Annotated in this window: 15 protein-coding genes; 7 read left to right on the plus strand and 8 right to left on the minus strand. The window is 72.5% G+C overall.

Annotated elements, in window-relative coordinates; translation table 11 throughout:
- Positions 1 to 89: 89 nt before the first annotated feature.
- The 3 genes from ACZ434_RS30240 to ACZ434_RS30250 form a co-directional block, all read right to left on the minus strand.
- Positions 90 to 863, minus strand: coding sequence for an AAC(3) family N-acetyltransferase (locus tag ACZ434_RS30240; protein WP_468461450.1), 774 nt, complete (start codon positions 861 to 863; stop codon positions 90 to 92).
- A complete protein-coding gene (gene fxsBH / locus ACZ434_RS30245; protein WP_468461452.1) occupies positions 856 to 3,051 on the minus strand; it encodes a radical SAM/SPASM protein FxsBH, inactivated beta-hydroxylase extension form in 2,196 nt (731 codons plus the stop codon). Before fxsBH ends, ACZ434_RS30240 begins: the two co-directional genes overlap by 8 nt.
- A gap of 189 nt (positions 3,052 to 3,240) precedes the next feature.
- Positions 3,241 to 3,414 carry a hypothetical protein gene (locus tag ACZ434_RS30250; RefSeq protein WP_468461454.1) on the minus strand — a complete coding sequence of 58 codons (174 nt, stop codon included), beginning with the start codon at positions 3,412 to 3,414 and terminating at the stop codon, positions 3,241 to 3,243.
- Between the two features lie 204 nt (positions 3,415 to 3,618).
- Here ACZ434_RS30250 and ACZ434_RS30255 point away from each other — a divergent pair, with 204 nt between their 5' ends.
- Positions 3,619 to 4,533: a DUF4231 domain-containing protein gene (locus ACZ434_RS30255; RefSeq protein ID WP_468461456.1), complete on the plus strand. Its 915-nt coding sequence runs from the start codon at positions 3,619 to 3,621 to the stop codon at positions 4,531 to 4,533.
- Positions 4,534 to 4,564: 31 nt separating this feature from the next.
- On the opposite strand, the gene ACZ434_RS30260 is transcribed toward ACZ434_RS30255, so the two are convergent.
- On the minus strand, positions 4,565 to 5,041 hold the full coding sequence (locus ACZ434_RS30260) for a hypothetical protein (RefSeq protein ID WP_468461528.1): 477 nt from the start codon (positions 5,039 to 5,041) through the stop codon (positions 4,565 to 4,567).
- 159 nt (positions 5,042 to 5,200) lie between these two features.
- Positions 5,201 to 6,049: a phosphotransferase enzyme family protein gene (locus ACZ434_RS30265; protein WP_468461458.1), complete on the minus strand. Its 849-nt coding sequence runs from the start codon at positions 6,047 to 6,049 to the stop codon at positions 5,201 to 5,203.
- Positions 6,050 to 6,203: 154 nt separating this feature from the next.
- Between ACZ434_RS30265 and ACZ434_RS30270 the strand changes: the two genes are divergently transcribed.
- Positions 6,204 to 6,812 (plus strand): dihydrofolate reductase family protein, encoded by a 609-nt coding sequence (locus ACZ434_RS30270; protein ID WP_468461460.1) that lies wholly within the window; start codon positions 6,204 to 6,206, stop codon positions 6,810 to 6,812.
- 49 nt (positions 6,813 to 6,861) lie between these two features.
- On the opposite strand, the gene ACZ434_RS30275 is transcribed toward ACZ434_RS30270, so the two are convergent.
- Positions 6,862 to 7,224 (minus strand): hypothetical protein, encoded by a 363-nt coding sequence (locus ACZ434_RS30275; protein ID WP_468461462.1) that lies wholly within the window; start codon positions 7,222 to 7,224, stop codon positions 6,862 to 6,864.
- Between the two features lie 440 nt (positions 7,225 to 7,664).
- Here ACZ434_RS30275 and ACZ434_RS30280 point away from each other — a divergent pair, with 440 nt between their 5' ends.
- Positions 7,665 to 7,742 (plus strand): 50S ribosomal protein bL37, encoded by a 78-nt coding sequence (locus tag ACZ434_RS30280; protein ID WP_468461530.1) that lies wholly within the window; start codon positions 7,665 to 7,667, stop codon positions 7,740 to 7,742.
- A 46-nt stretch (positions 7,743 to 7,788) separates the two neighbouring features.
- Here ACZ434_RS30280 and ACZ434_RS30285 read toward each other — a convergent pair whose 3' ends face one another.
- Both ACZ434_RS30285 and ACZ434_RS30290 read right to left on the minus strand, forming a co-directional pair.
- Complete coding sequence (locus ACZ434_RS30285) at positions 7,789 to 8,628, minus strand: endonuclease/exonuclease/phosphatase family protein (protein ID WP_468461464.1); 840 nt, start codon at positions 8,626 to 8,628, stop codon at positions 7,789 to 7,791.
- A gap of 140 nt (positions 8,629 to 8,768) precedes the next feature.
- The gene (locus ACZ434_RS30290) at positions 8,769 to 9,695 is read right to left on the minus strand and encodes an SDR family oxidoreductase (protein WP_468461466.1); all 927 of its coding nucleotides are present in this window, start codon (positions 9,693 to 9,695) and stop codon (positions 8,769 to 8,771) included.
- Between the two features lie 176 nt (positions 9,696 to 9,871).
- On the opposite strand from ACZ434_RS30290, the gene ACZ434_RS30295 reads away from it, so the two are divergent.
- The 4 genes from ACZ434_RS30295 (at position 9,872) to ACZ434_RS30310 (ending at position 12,920) form a co-directional block, all read left to right on the plus strand.
- Positions 9,872 to 10,414: a GNAT family N-acetyltransferase gene (locus ACZ434_RS30295; RefSeq protein WP_468461468.1), complete on the plus strand. Its 543-nt coding sequence runs from the start codon at positions 9,872 to 9,874 to the stop codon at positions 10,412 to 10,414.
- A gap of 491 nt (positions 10,415 to 10,905) precedes the next feature.
- Positions 10,906 to 11,532 (plus strand): class I SAM-dependent methyltransferase, encoded by a 627-nt coding sequence (locus tag ACZ434_RS30300; protein WP_468461470.1) that lies wholly within the window; start codon positions 10,906 to 10,908, stop codon positions 11,530 to 11,532.
- Between the two features lie 27 nt (positions 11,533 to 11,559).
- Positions 11,560 to 12,060 carry a DinB family protein gene (locus tag ACZ434_RS30305; protein WP_468461472.1) on the plus strand — a complete coding sequence of 167 codons (501 nt, stop codon included), beginning with the start codon at positions 11,560 to 11,562 and terminating at the stop codon, positions 12,058 to 12,060.
- Between the two features lie 341 nt (positions 12,061 to 12,401).
- Positions 12,402 to 12,920 (plus strand): lytic polysaccharide monooxygenase auxiliary activity family 9 protein, encoded by a 519-nt coding sequence (locus tag ACZ434_RS30310; RefSeq protein WP_468461474.1) that lies wholly within the window; start codon positions 12,402 to 12,404, stop codon positions 12,918 to 12,920.
- Positions 12,921 to 12,953: the final 33 nt, after the last annotated feature.

Raw genomic sequence — 12,953 nt, forward strand, 5'->3', positions numbered from 1 at the left:
CCCCACCCGTTGTCGCACCCGCGCCCTCGCGGTCGCCCCGACCGACGCCAACAATGTGCCCGACGACCGCTCCGGCGGGACCGCTTGTTTCACACCAATCGTCGGGCGCTCCTGGACAGTTGGTCCGTGGCGTCGTCGACGGCGGGGCGCATCCGGAACAGCACGACCGCTCGTGACGACCATTCCCGCCGCGTGAGGAGATCACTCGGCAGCCGCTGTCCGATCTCCGCGAAGTCGCCGTCGTCCAGGGCCGCGTCCTCGTACGAGGTCCAGTTGCCCTTGTCCTCGACCACGCACCGGTAGGTGCGCCGGGGCGGTGGCGGGTTCTTCCGGTACTCGGCGAGGTGGAAGGCGCTGCAGACGTCGAACCCGACGCGGAGCAGGAGGACTTGGGCGTCCGCCGCGTACAGCCGGGCCAGGGGGGACCGCTCGCCGAGGTGGCAGTGCGGGTCGTGTCCGTCGAGCAGTTCCGCCGCCCGCGGTCCGATTCCGGCGAACGAGGTCTGGGGGTGGGCGCTGCGCAGGGCCCCGGGTGTTGTCCGTACGCATTCGGCGAGGGCACCCGTCGTGGGGCAGGGGGTGGTACCGGGCTCGAAGGGGAGCATCGACTCCCGGAAGGCACGCACCTCCGTCTCGTCCAGGCCGGCGATGAGGTCCTGGTGGGCGCGGGAGGTGTCGGAGTTCTCCGGGGTGAAGGCGGGCACGACGAGGGTGCCGTCGGGGCCGAGCGCGGTGAGCAGGGCGTCACGTACGCGTTCGGGGGCGGTGCCGGTGCCCCGGAGGGAGGCGTGCACCAGGAGAGCGCCCCCGCGGCGGATGCCCAGCTCATGGAGGAGTGCGTGGATTCCGCCGGTTTCAGACATGTCGGCCGTTCGTGCGTGCGGCCCACTCGGCGCGCAGTTCGGCCACCAGGGCGGCTCCGGTCTCGGTGAGGTCGCGGGCCGCCGGGCCGGTCAGCTCGGTCAGGGCGTGCGCCGCCCGGTCCGGCGCCGGTGCCGCCTCGTGTGGTCCGGACCGGTGGCGGGCGGCGTCGCCGAGTGCCTCGACGGCCTCGGTGATCAGCTGTCCGGCACGGGTGCCCGGCACGTTCAGGTCCGTCGCCCGTCGTAGGCCGGCCAGCCGGGCGCGTCGGCCCAGGCGCGGCAACTCGGCCGCGATGTCCTCGGGTTCGGCGTCGATGGCCACGCCCAGGGCGCCGAGGCCATCGGTGTCGAGCCGCACTCCGGTGCCGGCCGCCAGGGGCGTGACCACATCGGCGCGCAGTGTGTTGAGGTCGTCGTGCCGTCCGGGCTCACGCTCGGCGAGGATGCGGTGGGCGGTGCGCAGTCGCTGTCCGAACGCGGTCAGGGCGGGCGGTTCCAGAGGATCGGTGACGGCGGCGTCGTAGCGGGTGCGCCAGGGGTCGGCGTCGTCGACGAGCACCGGCCGGGTGTCCCCGATGTCCACGAAGGCGGACGGCCGCCAACGCGGGGCGCGTTCCTGCGCGTCCACCGTGTGGTCGGTGCCGTCGGGCATGCGGACGGTGAAGTCCCGGCCCTTCACGGCGACTTCGACGCGCCCGGGGGCGGGGAGGGTGAGCGTTCCGAGCGTCGGCAGATGCAGCGTCGGGTCCGGCTGCGGCCAGGACAGGCGCAGGGGTACGCGGGCGTGGACGGCGGCGGCGACCGCGGCGGCGGCGACGCGGGCGGTGACGATGCCGTCGGCCGCGGGGTGGCCGAGGGAGGCGCGCAGATGGCTGCTGGACATCACCCGGTCGAGGTGGGTGGCGGATTCCTCGTCGGCGTCCAGCCGGAGCAGCGCCCGCCAGACCTCGTCCCAGTCCGGTTGGCCGGCCAGCCGTTCGCCGGTGTGGAAGAGGAGTTCGCGGTCCCGTCTGAGCTGGGCGAAGCGCAGTTCGTCGGCGTCTCGGACGCCCGGGCACAGGGCGCGCTCGGTGATCCGTTCCGCGATGCCCTCGACCAGGGCACGAAGGTCGGAGCAGAAGACCGAGGGATTGTCGAACATGCGGTCAGCGCTGTAGCGGTGGGCGTAGAGGCCTCCGCCGCAGGAGTCGACGACGGGGCAGCGGCGGCAGGTTCGGGAGACGCCCTGGAGGCCGAGTCTGCGGGCCTGTACGCCGGGGTGGCGGGAGAACTCCTCGAAGTCGTGCCGGAAGACGTCGTAGCCGGTGGCGGGGGCGCCGTCGTAGGCGATCTTGAGGGAGTCGGCCTGCTCGAAGGTGCCGTCGGTCTCCACGACGGCCAGGTCGGAGGGGGCCAGCCCCATGGCCTCGGTCAGGCTGGGCCCGCCGCGCAGTGTGCTCAGCACCGAGTCGAAGAGTCTGACCGGCACTTTCGCGCCCTGCTCCAGCCAGCGGTCGAAGACCGCGAGGAGCCAGTCGGCGTAGGGGACCCGGGAGTCGGAGAGGCCGCGGGGCGGTGGGCTGTCCCACGTGGAGTGGGGCAGGAGGTAGTCGATCCGGGGCGGGTCCAGCGCGGTGAGCGCGTCGTGGACGGCGACGGGGTCGTTGGCCACGTCCACCGTGCAGAGCAGTCCGCCGAACAGGTGCCGGTACTCGGGGGCCTGCAACAGGCCGATGGCGCGAAGTACGCGGTCGTGGCTGCTGCGGCCACGGCGGTCGAGGCGGTGTCTGTCGTTGGCGACGCGGTCGCCGTCGAGCGAGATTCCCAGGCGGACGTCGAATTCCCGGAACACGTCGAGATGACGTCTGCCCAGTTGTACGCCGTTGGTGTGCACGCGCAGGTCGAGCTGGGTGACCGCGCCCACGGTGGCCCTGAGTTCGGCGCAGACGGCGCGGAGCCGGGCGGGTCCCGCGAGCAGGGGTTCGCCACCGTGGAGGATCACGGTGACGGTCTCCAGAGCGCGTAACCGGGCGTAGTCCGCGAGTCGGCGCGCGGTGTGCGCGACCGTTTCCTCCGCCATGACGACGGGCCGGGCCCGCCAGCTCTGGTCCGCGTGCTCGTAGACGTAGCAGTGGTCGCACGCCAGATCGCAACGACTGTGGATTTTGAGCACCAGTTGCTGCAGCGGAGTGGCCGCGGGGTCGTTCATTCACGACAGACTATCGCGGGCCGTCGGCGCCGGCCGCCCTTGTCTCCCTTGCCGTCAAGGGTGATCGACCGGAGCGGGTCGTGCCGCCGGACGGTCGCGGGCGAACGGGGCCGCGCCCGGTGTGCTGCCGGGCGTGACCCGTTGTCGTCACGTGGTTCCCGGGGGTTCGGTCCGGGTTCCGCGCGGGTTTCAGACCGTGGAGTTGAACGTGACCCGCTTCGCGGAGGGCCGGCCTGCGGTTTCCATGACCCGGGCGGCCGTCCTGGCGGCGTCGCGCGGGTCGATCGCCGCCAGCGGGGTGAGCGGTCGGCGCGGCGCGGGGCCGGCGGCCGACTCCCGTCCGGCGGTCATCTGTGCGTTCATCGTGCTGATGTCTCCTCTCAAGGACACCGGCTTGTCCCCGGTCCAACGGGACCAGAGGTCCGGTGCCATGGGTGGTCCTCGGACTGCTGTGAAAGGGACAGCGCGGGTTTAGGCGGACCCTACCCCAGGGACGTGCCGGGAGGATGGCCCTGCGGGCCGTTCGCGTTCATACTTCGGGGTGCGAGGCGACTTCGGGGGTGGTCGATGAGCTCCACTGTTCCCGGTCCCGGCACGACGTTGACCGAGAGGGACCTGCCGCCGCTCTTCCATGCGAACGATCAGTGGGCAATCGCCCGCCAGAGTGAGTCCTTCCGCGCCGTGCGCACCCAGTTGGCCGTTCTGCTGACCGCCACCGCGGTCGCCATGCTGGCCGAACGGCTCGACAGCCGCTTTCCCGCGGCTCTCGCCGCGGTGCTGTACGCGCTCAGCATCGCCCTGGGCCTGCACATCTCGCGGCGCCGCTCCCGCGCTCACTGGCAGACGCACCGGGCCGTGGCCGAGCTGCTGAAATCGCTGGCCTGGCAGTACATGGTGCACGGTGGTCCCTTTCACTCCCGGGTGCCCAACCCCGATGCTCTGTTCGAGGAGCGTCTGGAGGCCCGGCTGCGGGAGTTGCGCAAGGTCGGCTGGCAGGACTCCCGGGGCCGGGCCGGCCATCGGGGGGCGCGGCAGATCACCCCGGCCATGCGGGCGGTGCGGGCCAAACCCTTCGCCGTGCGCCGGGACATCTATCTGCGCGACCGGCTCCTGGAACAGCAGGCCTGGTACAAGCGCCGTGCCGCCCGGGCCCACCGGGCCGCCGCGCGCTGGTCGTCCATCACGGCGCTGCTGACCCTGCTCGCCCTGACCGCGGCCGTGCTGCGGGCCGCCGGCCTGATCGGCGGCTGGGATCTGACGGGGCTGTTCAGTACCGCCGCGGCGACGGCCGTGGCCTGGCAGGAGGTGCGGCGGCACCGGCCGCTCACGTACGCGCACTCGCTCGTCGAGCAGGATCTGGACACCCTGCGGGTCGCGATGACCACCACGGTGACGGAGGACGGCTGGGCGGAGGCGGTGGCGGAGGCCGAACGGCTGGTGTCTCCTCAGCACTCGGACTGGCTGGGCACGTTCGGCCGTTGACGGCACGCCCGGTCCCCGGGCCGGCGCCGGGTCAGTCGCGTTGCACGCCCGGTTCCCACAGCACCGTGACGGGCACGCCGCTGCGCCGCGCGTACGCCACCACGTCCCCGGTGCCTCCGGGGCCGCGGGCCGGGCGGCCGTCCCAGACGGCGACCAGTCGGTCGGCGTGGTCGACGATCCAGCGGCCGGCCGCGGAATACGCCTCTTCGTGTGTCGGCTCGGCCGGCAGCTGCACCCGTGCGCTGCACGAGCCCAGGATGCGTCGGTAGGAGGCCCGGGCGGCGGCGTCGCCGAGGTGCGTCTCGTAGTCCATGCCGGGGATGACGGCCGTCACCGGCACCCCGCGGGCCAGTGCGATGTCGGCGAAGAGCTGGTCGGCGCCGGCGGCGAGACTGGTCAGCGCCTCCAGGTTCCCGCCGTCACGCAACAGCCTGCGCATGCCGGACCGTACGGAGGGCTCCACCGCGGCGGGAATCGAGCGGTGCCCGGTGACGCCGATCCGGGTCACCCCCGTACGCCGGACGGAGAGCGCTGCTTCGCTGGGCCCCCGGACGGTCGTCCGGGCCGCGGAGCCGGTTCCGGCCACAACAGGTCCCTTCCCGCTCGCTGTCCGTGACGACCACCTTAGCGCCGGGTCACCTGGCCGCGCAGGGGCCCTGACCGGCCATCACCGGCCGTACGGCCCGTCGCCGCGCCGGGCCGCACGGATCCGGTCGAGCCACTCCCTGCCCAGCCGGCGCCCGTCGGGGAGTTGGTCGCCCGGGTCCCAGCGCCATGCTGTGATCATCGCCAGCACGAGGACACGGCACTCGCGCACCAAGTCCTGGTCGGCACCCGGGTATCGGGGGCCGACTTCTTCGGGTGCGTGCGCGATGTCGAATTCGACGGGTCCACGGCAGCACGTCTCGAGATCGATGAACAGCGGCCCGTTCTCCGTGGCGAGCACATTGCCCGGGTGCGGCTCACCGTGCAGCAGCTGCTCGGCGCCACCGCGCCCGGCGATCGACCCTCCCAGGCCGCGCAACGTGGTGACGAGCAGTTCCCGGTCCGCTTCGGCGAGCGAGGGAGAGCGGTCGCGGTCCTCGACGAGCCGCAGGGCCTGCTCCACGCGATCCGTGAAGTGGGGTGCCGGGACATCGACCCTGCGCATTCCGGCGTGCAGCCGCTCCAGCGCGCCGGCGTAGTCGGCCGGGGGGATCTCCCGAGTGGTCACGGGTTCGTGGTAGGTCCACAGTGTGACCACGAAGCCGTCGCGCTCGTGGACGCGTGGCTCGACCCGGGGTTCCGGAGCGGCTACGGGACACCCGGCTTCGGCGAGCCGCTGAGCGAGCTCGACCTCGAAGTGTGCGACCTGGTCCGCCGCGGGCGCCACCCGGGCCAGGACGCCGCACGGGCTCAGAAGCAGGGTGAGTTTGTTCGAGTCGTGGAGGACGGTCGCGTCGTCGGCTGGCAGGCCGAGTGATGAGGCGGTCTCCAGGGCCGCGGCCACCGCGCGCGGAAGATCCGACACCTTCATGGTCGCCTGCCCTCCTCTCCGGCACCCTATCGAGCGGCCGGGGCGAGGGTCGCGGAAATGCCGTACGACGCTGTTCGGATCTAGACTCGTGAGGGCCGCCATGACGTCCGCGTCGCCCGATCCACCGGCGACGGCCACGAGGAGGGCCGCAGACATGGGCCAGGTCACCTGTGACATCACGACCACCGTCGACGGCTACTCGGCCGGGCACCACCAGACCGAGGAACGCCCGTTCGGTGACGACGGCGGCGCCGGGACGGGCGACCGGCTGCACGCCTGGATGCTCGAAACGCCCGAGGAGAACAGGGCCGAAATCGACCGGTTGGGCGGAGCCGGCGCGTACATCATGGGCCGCAACATGTTCGGCCCGGTGCGCGGCGCGTGGGACCGGCCGTGGAACGGCTGGTGGGGCGCGGATCCGCCGTTCCACGCGCCGGTGTTCGTGCTCACCCACCATGCGCGCGAGCCGCAGCCCATGGAGGGGGGCACCACGTTCCACTTCGTCACCGACGGGATCGACGCGGCACTGGATCGGGCGCGTGAGGCGGCGGGTGAGGGCGATGTCGCGGTCCAGGGCGGCGCGACGACGGTCAACGAGTACCTCGCCGCCGGCCTGATCGACGAGCTGCGGCTGCACATCGTGCCGTACACCATGGGCGCCGGCACCCGGCTGTTCGACGGCGTTCCGCCGCTGAAGCTGGAGCAGGTGGCGTCCCGGTCGGCGACGCTGGTCACACATGTGACGTACCGCGTGCTGTCCTGAACCCCTAGAAGGATGCCCGGCCCCCGGGGCGTCCCGCCGGACGGCGCCGCTACTTGATCACGGCGTTGGCCCCGATGATCACCAGGCCGATGACCATATCCCCGGCTCCGGCCCGCATGGATGCCGGCCGGCTGCGGCCGGCGCGCCGCGCCGTCCATGCTCCGCCGGCCGCGAGGAGCAAGGTGTTGAACAGCAGTGCGACGTTCACCGCGTCGCTCTCCGGCCACCAGGAGGGGACGGAGGTCAGCAGGAACACGACGGTGGGCACCGCCGCCGCGACGACCGGCCACTCGGCGACCATGGCGCGCAGGCCGACCCCGACACCGCTGTGGTCCGCCGACATCCGGTGCGCGAGGACATGGGCGTAGCCGTGGGCGGCCGCGGCGGCGACGGCGGTGAACAGGACCCACACCGCGTCCGAGCCGAGCCGGGGTCGGTCTGCTCGTCCGGGGAATCGAGGGCGGCTGCCAGCGCGCTGGCCAGGACGAGTCCGTAGACGCCGCTGAGGAGTCGTGGTTCCGGCAGGTGCCGTCCTCTGGCCCGCGGGGCCGGCGGCTCGGGGGAAGGGGCTGCGGGGTTGCGCATCGCTGCGGCCTCCGGGGGGAGGAAGACGGGGCAGTACGGCACCCGGCGGGCGGCCGGGTCCGGCCGGGTGCCGCGTGCTGCTGACTCAGCTTCTGTGTCTCATGGAGGCAACGCCCATTCCTGAGGCGTGCTCCATTCGCCTGACCTGCGGGAAGCCGTGCGAGTCGCGGGGCCGGGCATCCCGGGGAAGAATGGAGCATCTGCCGATCGCCGGCCCGGCCACGGGTGAGACGTGGTCTCACGGCCGATGTCACGAGGGAGACGCCCATGTCCTCGAAGAGGCGCAGGAAGAAGAAGGCGCGGCGCAAGCACCCCGCCAACCACGGAAAGCGGCCCCAGTCCTGAGCCCTGGGCGGCACCGTGGCACCGGCTCCGGGACCGCCGGCGCACGTCACACCACGTCGATGTCGGTGTGCAGCAGGTCGTGGTCCGAGTAGGGGGTGGTCTGCACGTGGTGTTCGAGGGGGGTGATGCCACGCAGGAACACGTAGTCGAACTTGCTGCGCCAGTCGGTGGTCGGCGTGCAGGAACCCGTGTGCGGGGGGTGGCACTCGGGGTCGGTGTCGTCCGCCAGGGCCCAGAGGGGGGCGAGTTCGTCGGTGTCCGGGACCGCGTTGAAGTCGCCGAGCACGATGGCACGGTCGTGACGGGCGATCTCCGCGGCGAGTACGCCGGTCTGCTCGGCCCGGACCGTTTCCTGGCGCCGTTGCGCCAGGTGGGTGTTGAAGACCCGGACGGGCCGGTCGCCCACCACGGTGGTGACGGCCATGAAGCCGCGGTCCTCGGAACCGCCGTCGGGGTACTCCACGTTCACGTGGTCCGTCATCGGCTCCGCGGAGAGGATCGCCTGGCCGTAACCTCCGGGATTCCACGGCACTCCCCCGCAGCGGCCCCAGTTCTGCAGCACCGTCCCGTACTCGACGTGGTAGTCGAGCCCGTACAGGTTCTCCAGGTGGTCCCTGACCCGCTCGACGTCACGCTCGCACGCCTCCTGGAGTCCGATGACCTGGGGCGCGAACCTGGCGATCTCCGCCGCCCGGTCGGCGTTGCTCTCGCCGCAGGGGTTGCAGATGTTCCAGGTCATCACCCGGTTCGGTACGAAGTCCTCGGGGGCGTCGACGGGCAGCGGCCGGGCGGAGGGGGCTCCGCTGGGTGCGCTCGGTCCGAGGAGCGCCATGCAGGCAAGGATCACCGCGCCCGCGAGCAACCGCGTGCCCCGTTCGAACACCATCGCCTCCCCAGCGTGAAGCCCCACGGTAACCGATGACTTCCGCCGAGGGGGCGGGGGCCGTCGCGGGGAGACGTGCTCGGTTCACGGGCGTCGGCGCGGGGCGGGGCAGGGCGCCGGGGTGGTCGCGTGAGCGGGTTCGCTCACCGGCTGTCGGTCAGACCACCGGTGACGGTGATGATCTCGCCGACCGTGAAGCTGGAATCCACGTCCGAGGCCAGGTACACGTAAGCGGGTGCCACCTCCTCCGGCTGGGCGACCCGTCCCATGGGCGACGAACTGCCCAGGTGGGTCAGGTAGTCGTCGGGGAACCGCTGCCCCGACAGGTTGAGCACGGTCCATGTCGGGCCGGGGCACACGACGTTGGCGCGCACCCCGCGCTCCGCGAGGTGCGACGCGATGGACTTGGTGAACGCCACGACGGCGGCCTTCGAGGCGGCGTAGTCCATCATGATCGAGCTGCCCTTGAGCGCCTCCTCGGAGGCGGTGACGATGACGGCGTCACCGTGGGAGAGATGCGGCAGGGACGCCATGACGAGGTGGAAGTAGGCGTAGACGTTGGTCTTGAAGACGCGGTCGAAGTCCTCGGCGGTCAGATCCGACAGGCTGTTCTGGCTGTTGAGGTAGGCGGCATTGCTCACCAGCACGTTCAGGCCGCCGAGTTCGGCCACGGTGCGCTCGACCACCTCGGCGCAGAAGGAGGGATCGCACAGGTCCCCGGGCAGCAGCAGGCAGGAGCGGCCCTCCTTCTCCACGGCCTCACGGGCCTCCTCCGCGTCCCGCTGTTCCTCGGGCAGGTGGACGATCGCCACATCGGCGCCCTCACGGGCGTAGAGGACCGCCACCGACCGGCCGATCCCCGAGTCCCCGCCGGTGATCAGCGCGACCTTGCCCTCGAGTTTGCCGGAGCCCCGGTACCGCTCGGCCAGATAGCGCGGACGGACCTCCATGTCCGCCTCGATACCGGGACGCTGCTGCCGCCGGAAGCGGTAGGGCGGCGAGATCTCCGCCTCTTCCTGGGGCATCGCCGAACGCCCCTGCGCTCCACTGCCCATGTTCCCGCCTGCCACAGCCGGCCTCCTCACGTCCTCGGTCCGACGCCGCCCCCACGGGGCGACGCCCCTCGTGTGTCCCGGCGACAGCGGTCCAAACAGATCCGGCGCTCACGGTCCGAGTTTCCTGGACGGCGCCCCCGTGCGCCGGAACCCGATTGCCGCCGGGCGATCCGGTCGGGTAGGAAACCCGCATGCTCAAGGGGAACTTGGTCGGGCTGCGGGCCCGGCACGAGGAGGACATACCGGTCCTGCGGGCCGAGCTCTACGACGACGTGGTCAACGCCGCGCGGGCCGAGGGCGGGCCCTGGCGTCCGGTCGGGCCCGGCTCGAAGGATCCGCGGCTCGTGGTGGACGACACGGATCCGGGGCGCGTCCCGTTCTCCGTGGTGGAGCTGGAGGGCGGCACGCTGGTCGGCGCCGCGGCGCTGTGGGGCATCGACCTCCACAACCGGTCCGCGCACATCGGGCTGGGGCTGCTGCCGTCCGCACGCGGCAAGGGTTACGGCACGGACGTGGTCGGGGTGCTCTGCCGCTACGGTTTCGTCGTACGCGGCCTGCGGCGGCTGCAGATCGAGACCTTGGCGGACAACGCCGCGATGCTGCGTTCCGCGGAGCGCAACGGCTTCGTCCGTGAGGGTGTGCTGCGCTCCTCGGCCTGGGTGCTGGGGGAGTTCCTGGACGAGGTGCTGCTCGGGCTCCTCGTCCAGGAGTGGAAGCCGGACTCCAGGGGGTAGCCGGGAACGGTCCGGCGGCGAGGAGTTCCCGGGTGTCGATCGCCCGGTTCGGTGCGCCCGCACTCGCCGGTGGGCTCTTCACCCGCCCGGATCAACCGGCACTGCGGGGCCGGTCGGCGGAGTGCGGGGTCGTCTCGGCAGCCGTTCCGCTCAACGAGAGAGTGACGACGACGCGCACCCGGCCCGGCGCCCTCCCTGTCTCGGTGGCCGGCAGGCGAGGGCCCTCTCCGGCAGCGAAGCGAGCCGGCCGGCCGCGTGGACCGCGGGCGGCGCACGACGGGTCCGACCGCGTCGTCCCGCCGGTTCCGGGCCCGCCCGCCCATCGGCCGCCGCCGGCCGCTTCCACCGGTCGGCACCCGCTCCTCGCACCCCCGCCTGCCCCTGCCAACAGGCGTTCCCCCGAGCCGACTTGCCGTATCGGCAACATTTCGTGCCGCATGGCTCGGGGCCGGACGAGAATCGGAATCCCCACCCGGCAGAAGGAGTCCTCGATGAGTTCCACCGATGCGGTCAGGTTCTGGGACGGTGTCCACGCCGAGCGCCCGGCGGCCACCGATCCGCGGCCCAACGCACGTCTCACCGAAGTGGTCGGCGGCCTGCCGCCCGGTGATGTGCTGGACCTCGGCTGCGGCGCCGGTGGTGACGCCTTGTGGCTCGCTCGCCGGGGGTGGCGGGTCACCGCCGTCGACGTCTCGTCCGTGGCGGTCGAGCGCCTCGGCGAACTGGCCGCCTCGCACGGCGTGGGCGACCGGATCACCGCCCGGCGCCACGATCTGCGCGAGTCCTTCCCGGACGGCTCGTTCGACCTCGTCTGCGCCCACTATCTGCACACCCCCCTCGATCTGGACCGGGCGAGCGTGCTGCGTTCGGCGGCGCACGCGCTGCGGCCGGGCGGACGCCTGCTGGTCGTCGACCACGGATCGACCGCTCCCTGGTCGTGGGACCAGGACCCCGGCATCCGGTATCCCTCTCCGCGGGAGGTCGCCGCGGACATGGCCTTGGCCCCCGGAACGTGGACGGTCGAGCGGGCCGACGCGCCCCGCCGGACCGCGACCGGGCCGGACGGGCGGTCCGCCGACGTCATCGACCACGTCCTGATCGTCCGCCGCACCGCCTGAACCGGCCCCGTCCCACGAGGAGGCACCATGTCCGCCACCCCGCGCCGCGGAAGCCGCAGGGACACCCCGCCGCCCCGCACCGGAAGCAGTGAGAGCGAGGTCCTGCGCGGCTTCCTCGACTACCTCCGCGCCTCGGTCTCCGCCAAGGTCGAGGACGCCCCCGAACCGCACGTCCGTACCGCCCGCGTCCCGTCGGGCACGAACCTGCTGGGACTGCTCCACCACCTCACCTTCGTCGAGCGGGCGACGTTCCTCGGCGACCGGGTCACCGACTGGCAGGGCACCTTCCGGGCCCCGCCCGAGGACGGCGTGGCCGATGTGGTCGGCCGGTACCGGGAGGCGGTGGCCCGGGCGAACGCCGTACTCGACGGGTGCACCGACCTCGCGGCGCCACTGCCCCGTTCCCGGCCGAACAGCCCGGCTCCCAGCGTGCGTTGGGCGCTCACCCACATGATCGAGGAGACCGGCCGGCACGCCGGCCACGCGGACATCCTCCGCGAACTCATCGACGGAGCGACCGGGCGCTGACCGGCCCGGCCGGGCGCCCCGTACGACGCCACCGTCACCCTTCCCGCGGACCACCACCGGAGTCCCGGTGCGGCACGGGCGGCACACCCGTGCCGTTCCGCCCCGCTCTTGACACGGTCACGCCCACCGCTTGTATGGTCTAGTCCAACAGAACTCGCCGCTCCGCTTCGGGAGTTGATCCTCCGCGGGCCCCGACCACTTCCCCGCGAGGACGGCGAACGCGCGCCACCTTCGCGCCTCTTGGCCCCACCCACGAGCGGTCGCCGTGCCGCGTGCGGTCCCCCCTTCATGATCCATGGCCGTGCGCGCTCCGGGACGATCCGATGTGAAGGAGTTCCTCCATGCGTACCAGCAAGAAGACCGCCGCGCTGATCGGCGCGGCTCTCGCCCCCGTGGTCGCCGTCAGCCTCCCCGCCTCGTCGGCGAGCGCGCACGGCTACATCTCCGACCCGCCCAGCCGCCAGGCCCAGTGCGCCGCGGGAACGGTCTCCTGCGGGGACATCACCTACGAACCGCAGAGCGTCGAAGGGCCGAAGGGCCTGACGAGCTGCAGCGGCGGCAACAGCCGCTTCGCCGAACTGGACGACGACGGCAAGGGCTGGACGGTCACGCCGGTCGCCGGGAACACGACCTTCTCCTGGCGGCTCACGGCGCGGCACGCGACCAGCACCTGGGAGTACTACGCCGGCGGTCAGCGGATCGCCCTGTTCGACGACGGCGGCGCCAGGCCGGGTGAAGTCGTGAACCACCAGGTCGACTTCGGCGGTCTCACCGGGCAGCAGAAGGTCCTCGCGGTCTGGAACGTGGCCGACACCGCCAACGCGTTCTACGCCTGCATCGACGTCGACGTCCGCGGCTGACGCGGGGCCCTTGTGTGCCGGGAGCGGGGCATC

The organism is Streptomyces sp. NPDC030893, assembly GCF_055571535.1.

Coding starts and splice junctions, on each gene's coding strand:
- ACZ434_RS30255 (WP_468461456.1), top strand. CDS start 3,619: ATGAGCTCCACTGTTCCCGGTCCCGGCACGACGTTGACCGAGAGGGAC.
- ACZ434_RS30265 (WP_468461458.1), bottom strand. CDS start 6,049: ATGAAGGTGTCGGATCTTCCGCGCGCGGTGGCCGCGGCCCTGGAGACC.
- ACZ434_RS30280 (WP_468461530.1), top strand. CDS start 7,665: ATGTCCTCGAAGAGGCGCAGGAAGAAGAAGGCGCGGCGCAAGCACCCC.
- ACZ434_RS30305 (WP_468461472.1), top strand. CDS start 11,560: ATGTCCGCCACCCCGCGCCGCGGAAGCCGCAGGGACACCCCGCCGCCC.
- ACZ434_RS30300 (WP_468461470.1), top strand. CDS start 10,906: ATGAGTTCCACCGATGCGGTCAGGTTCTGGGACGGTGTCCACGCCGAG.
- ACZ434_RS30295 (WP_468461468.1), top strand. CDS start 9,872: ATGCTCAAGGGGAACTTGGTCGGGCTGCGGGCCCGGCACGAGGAGGAC.
- ACZ434_RS30250 (WP_468461454.1), bottom strand. CDS start 3,414: ATGAACGCACAGATGACCGCCGGACGGGAGTCGGCCGCCGGCCCCGCG.
- ACZ434_RS30310 (WP_468461474.1), top strand. CDS start 12,402: ATGCGTACCAGCAAGAAGACCGCCGCGCTGATCGGCGCGGCTCTCGCC.
- ACZ434_RS30270 (WP_468461460.1), top strand. CDS start 6,204: ATGGGCCAGGTCACCTGTGACATCACGACCACCGTCGACGGCTACTCG.
- ACZ434_RS30285 (WP_468461464.1), bottom strand. CDS start 8,628: ATGGTGTTCGAACGGGGCACGCGGTTGCTCGCGGGCGCGGTGATCCTT.
- fxsBH (WP_468461452.1), bottom strand. CDS start 3,051: ATGAACGACCCCGCGGCCACTCCGCTGCAGCAACTGGTGCTCAAAATC.
- ACZ434_RS30240 (WP_468461450.1), bottom strand. CDS start 863: ATGTCTGAAACCGGCGGAATCCACGCACTCCTCCATGAGCTGGGCATC.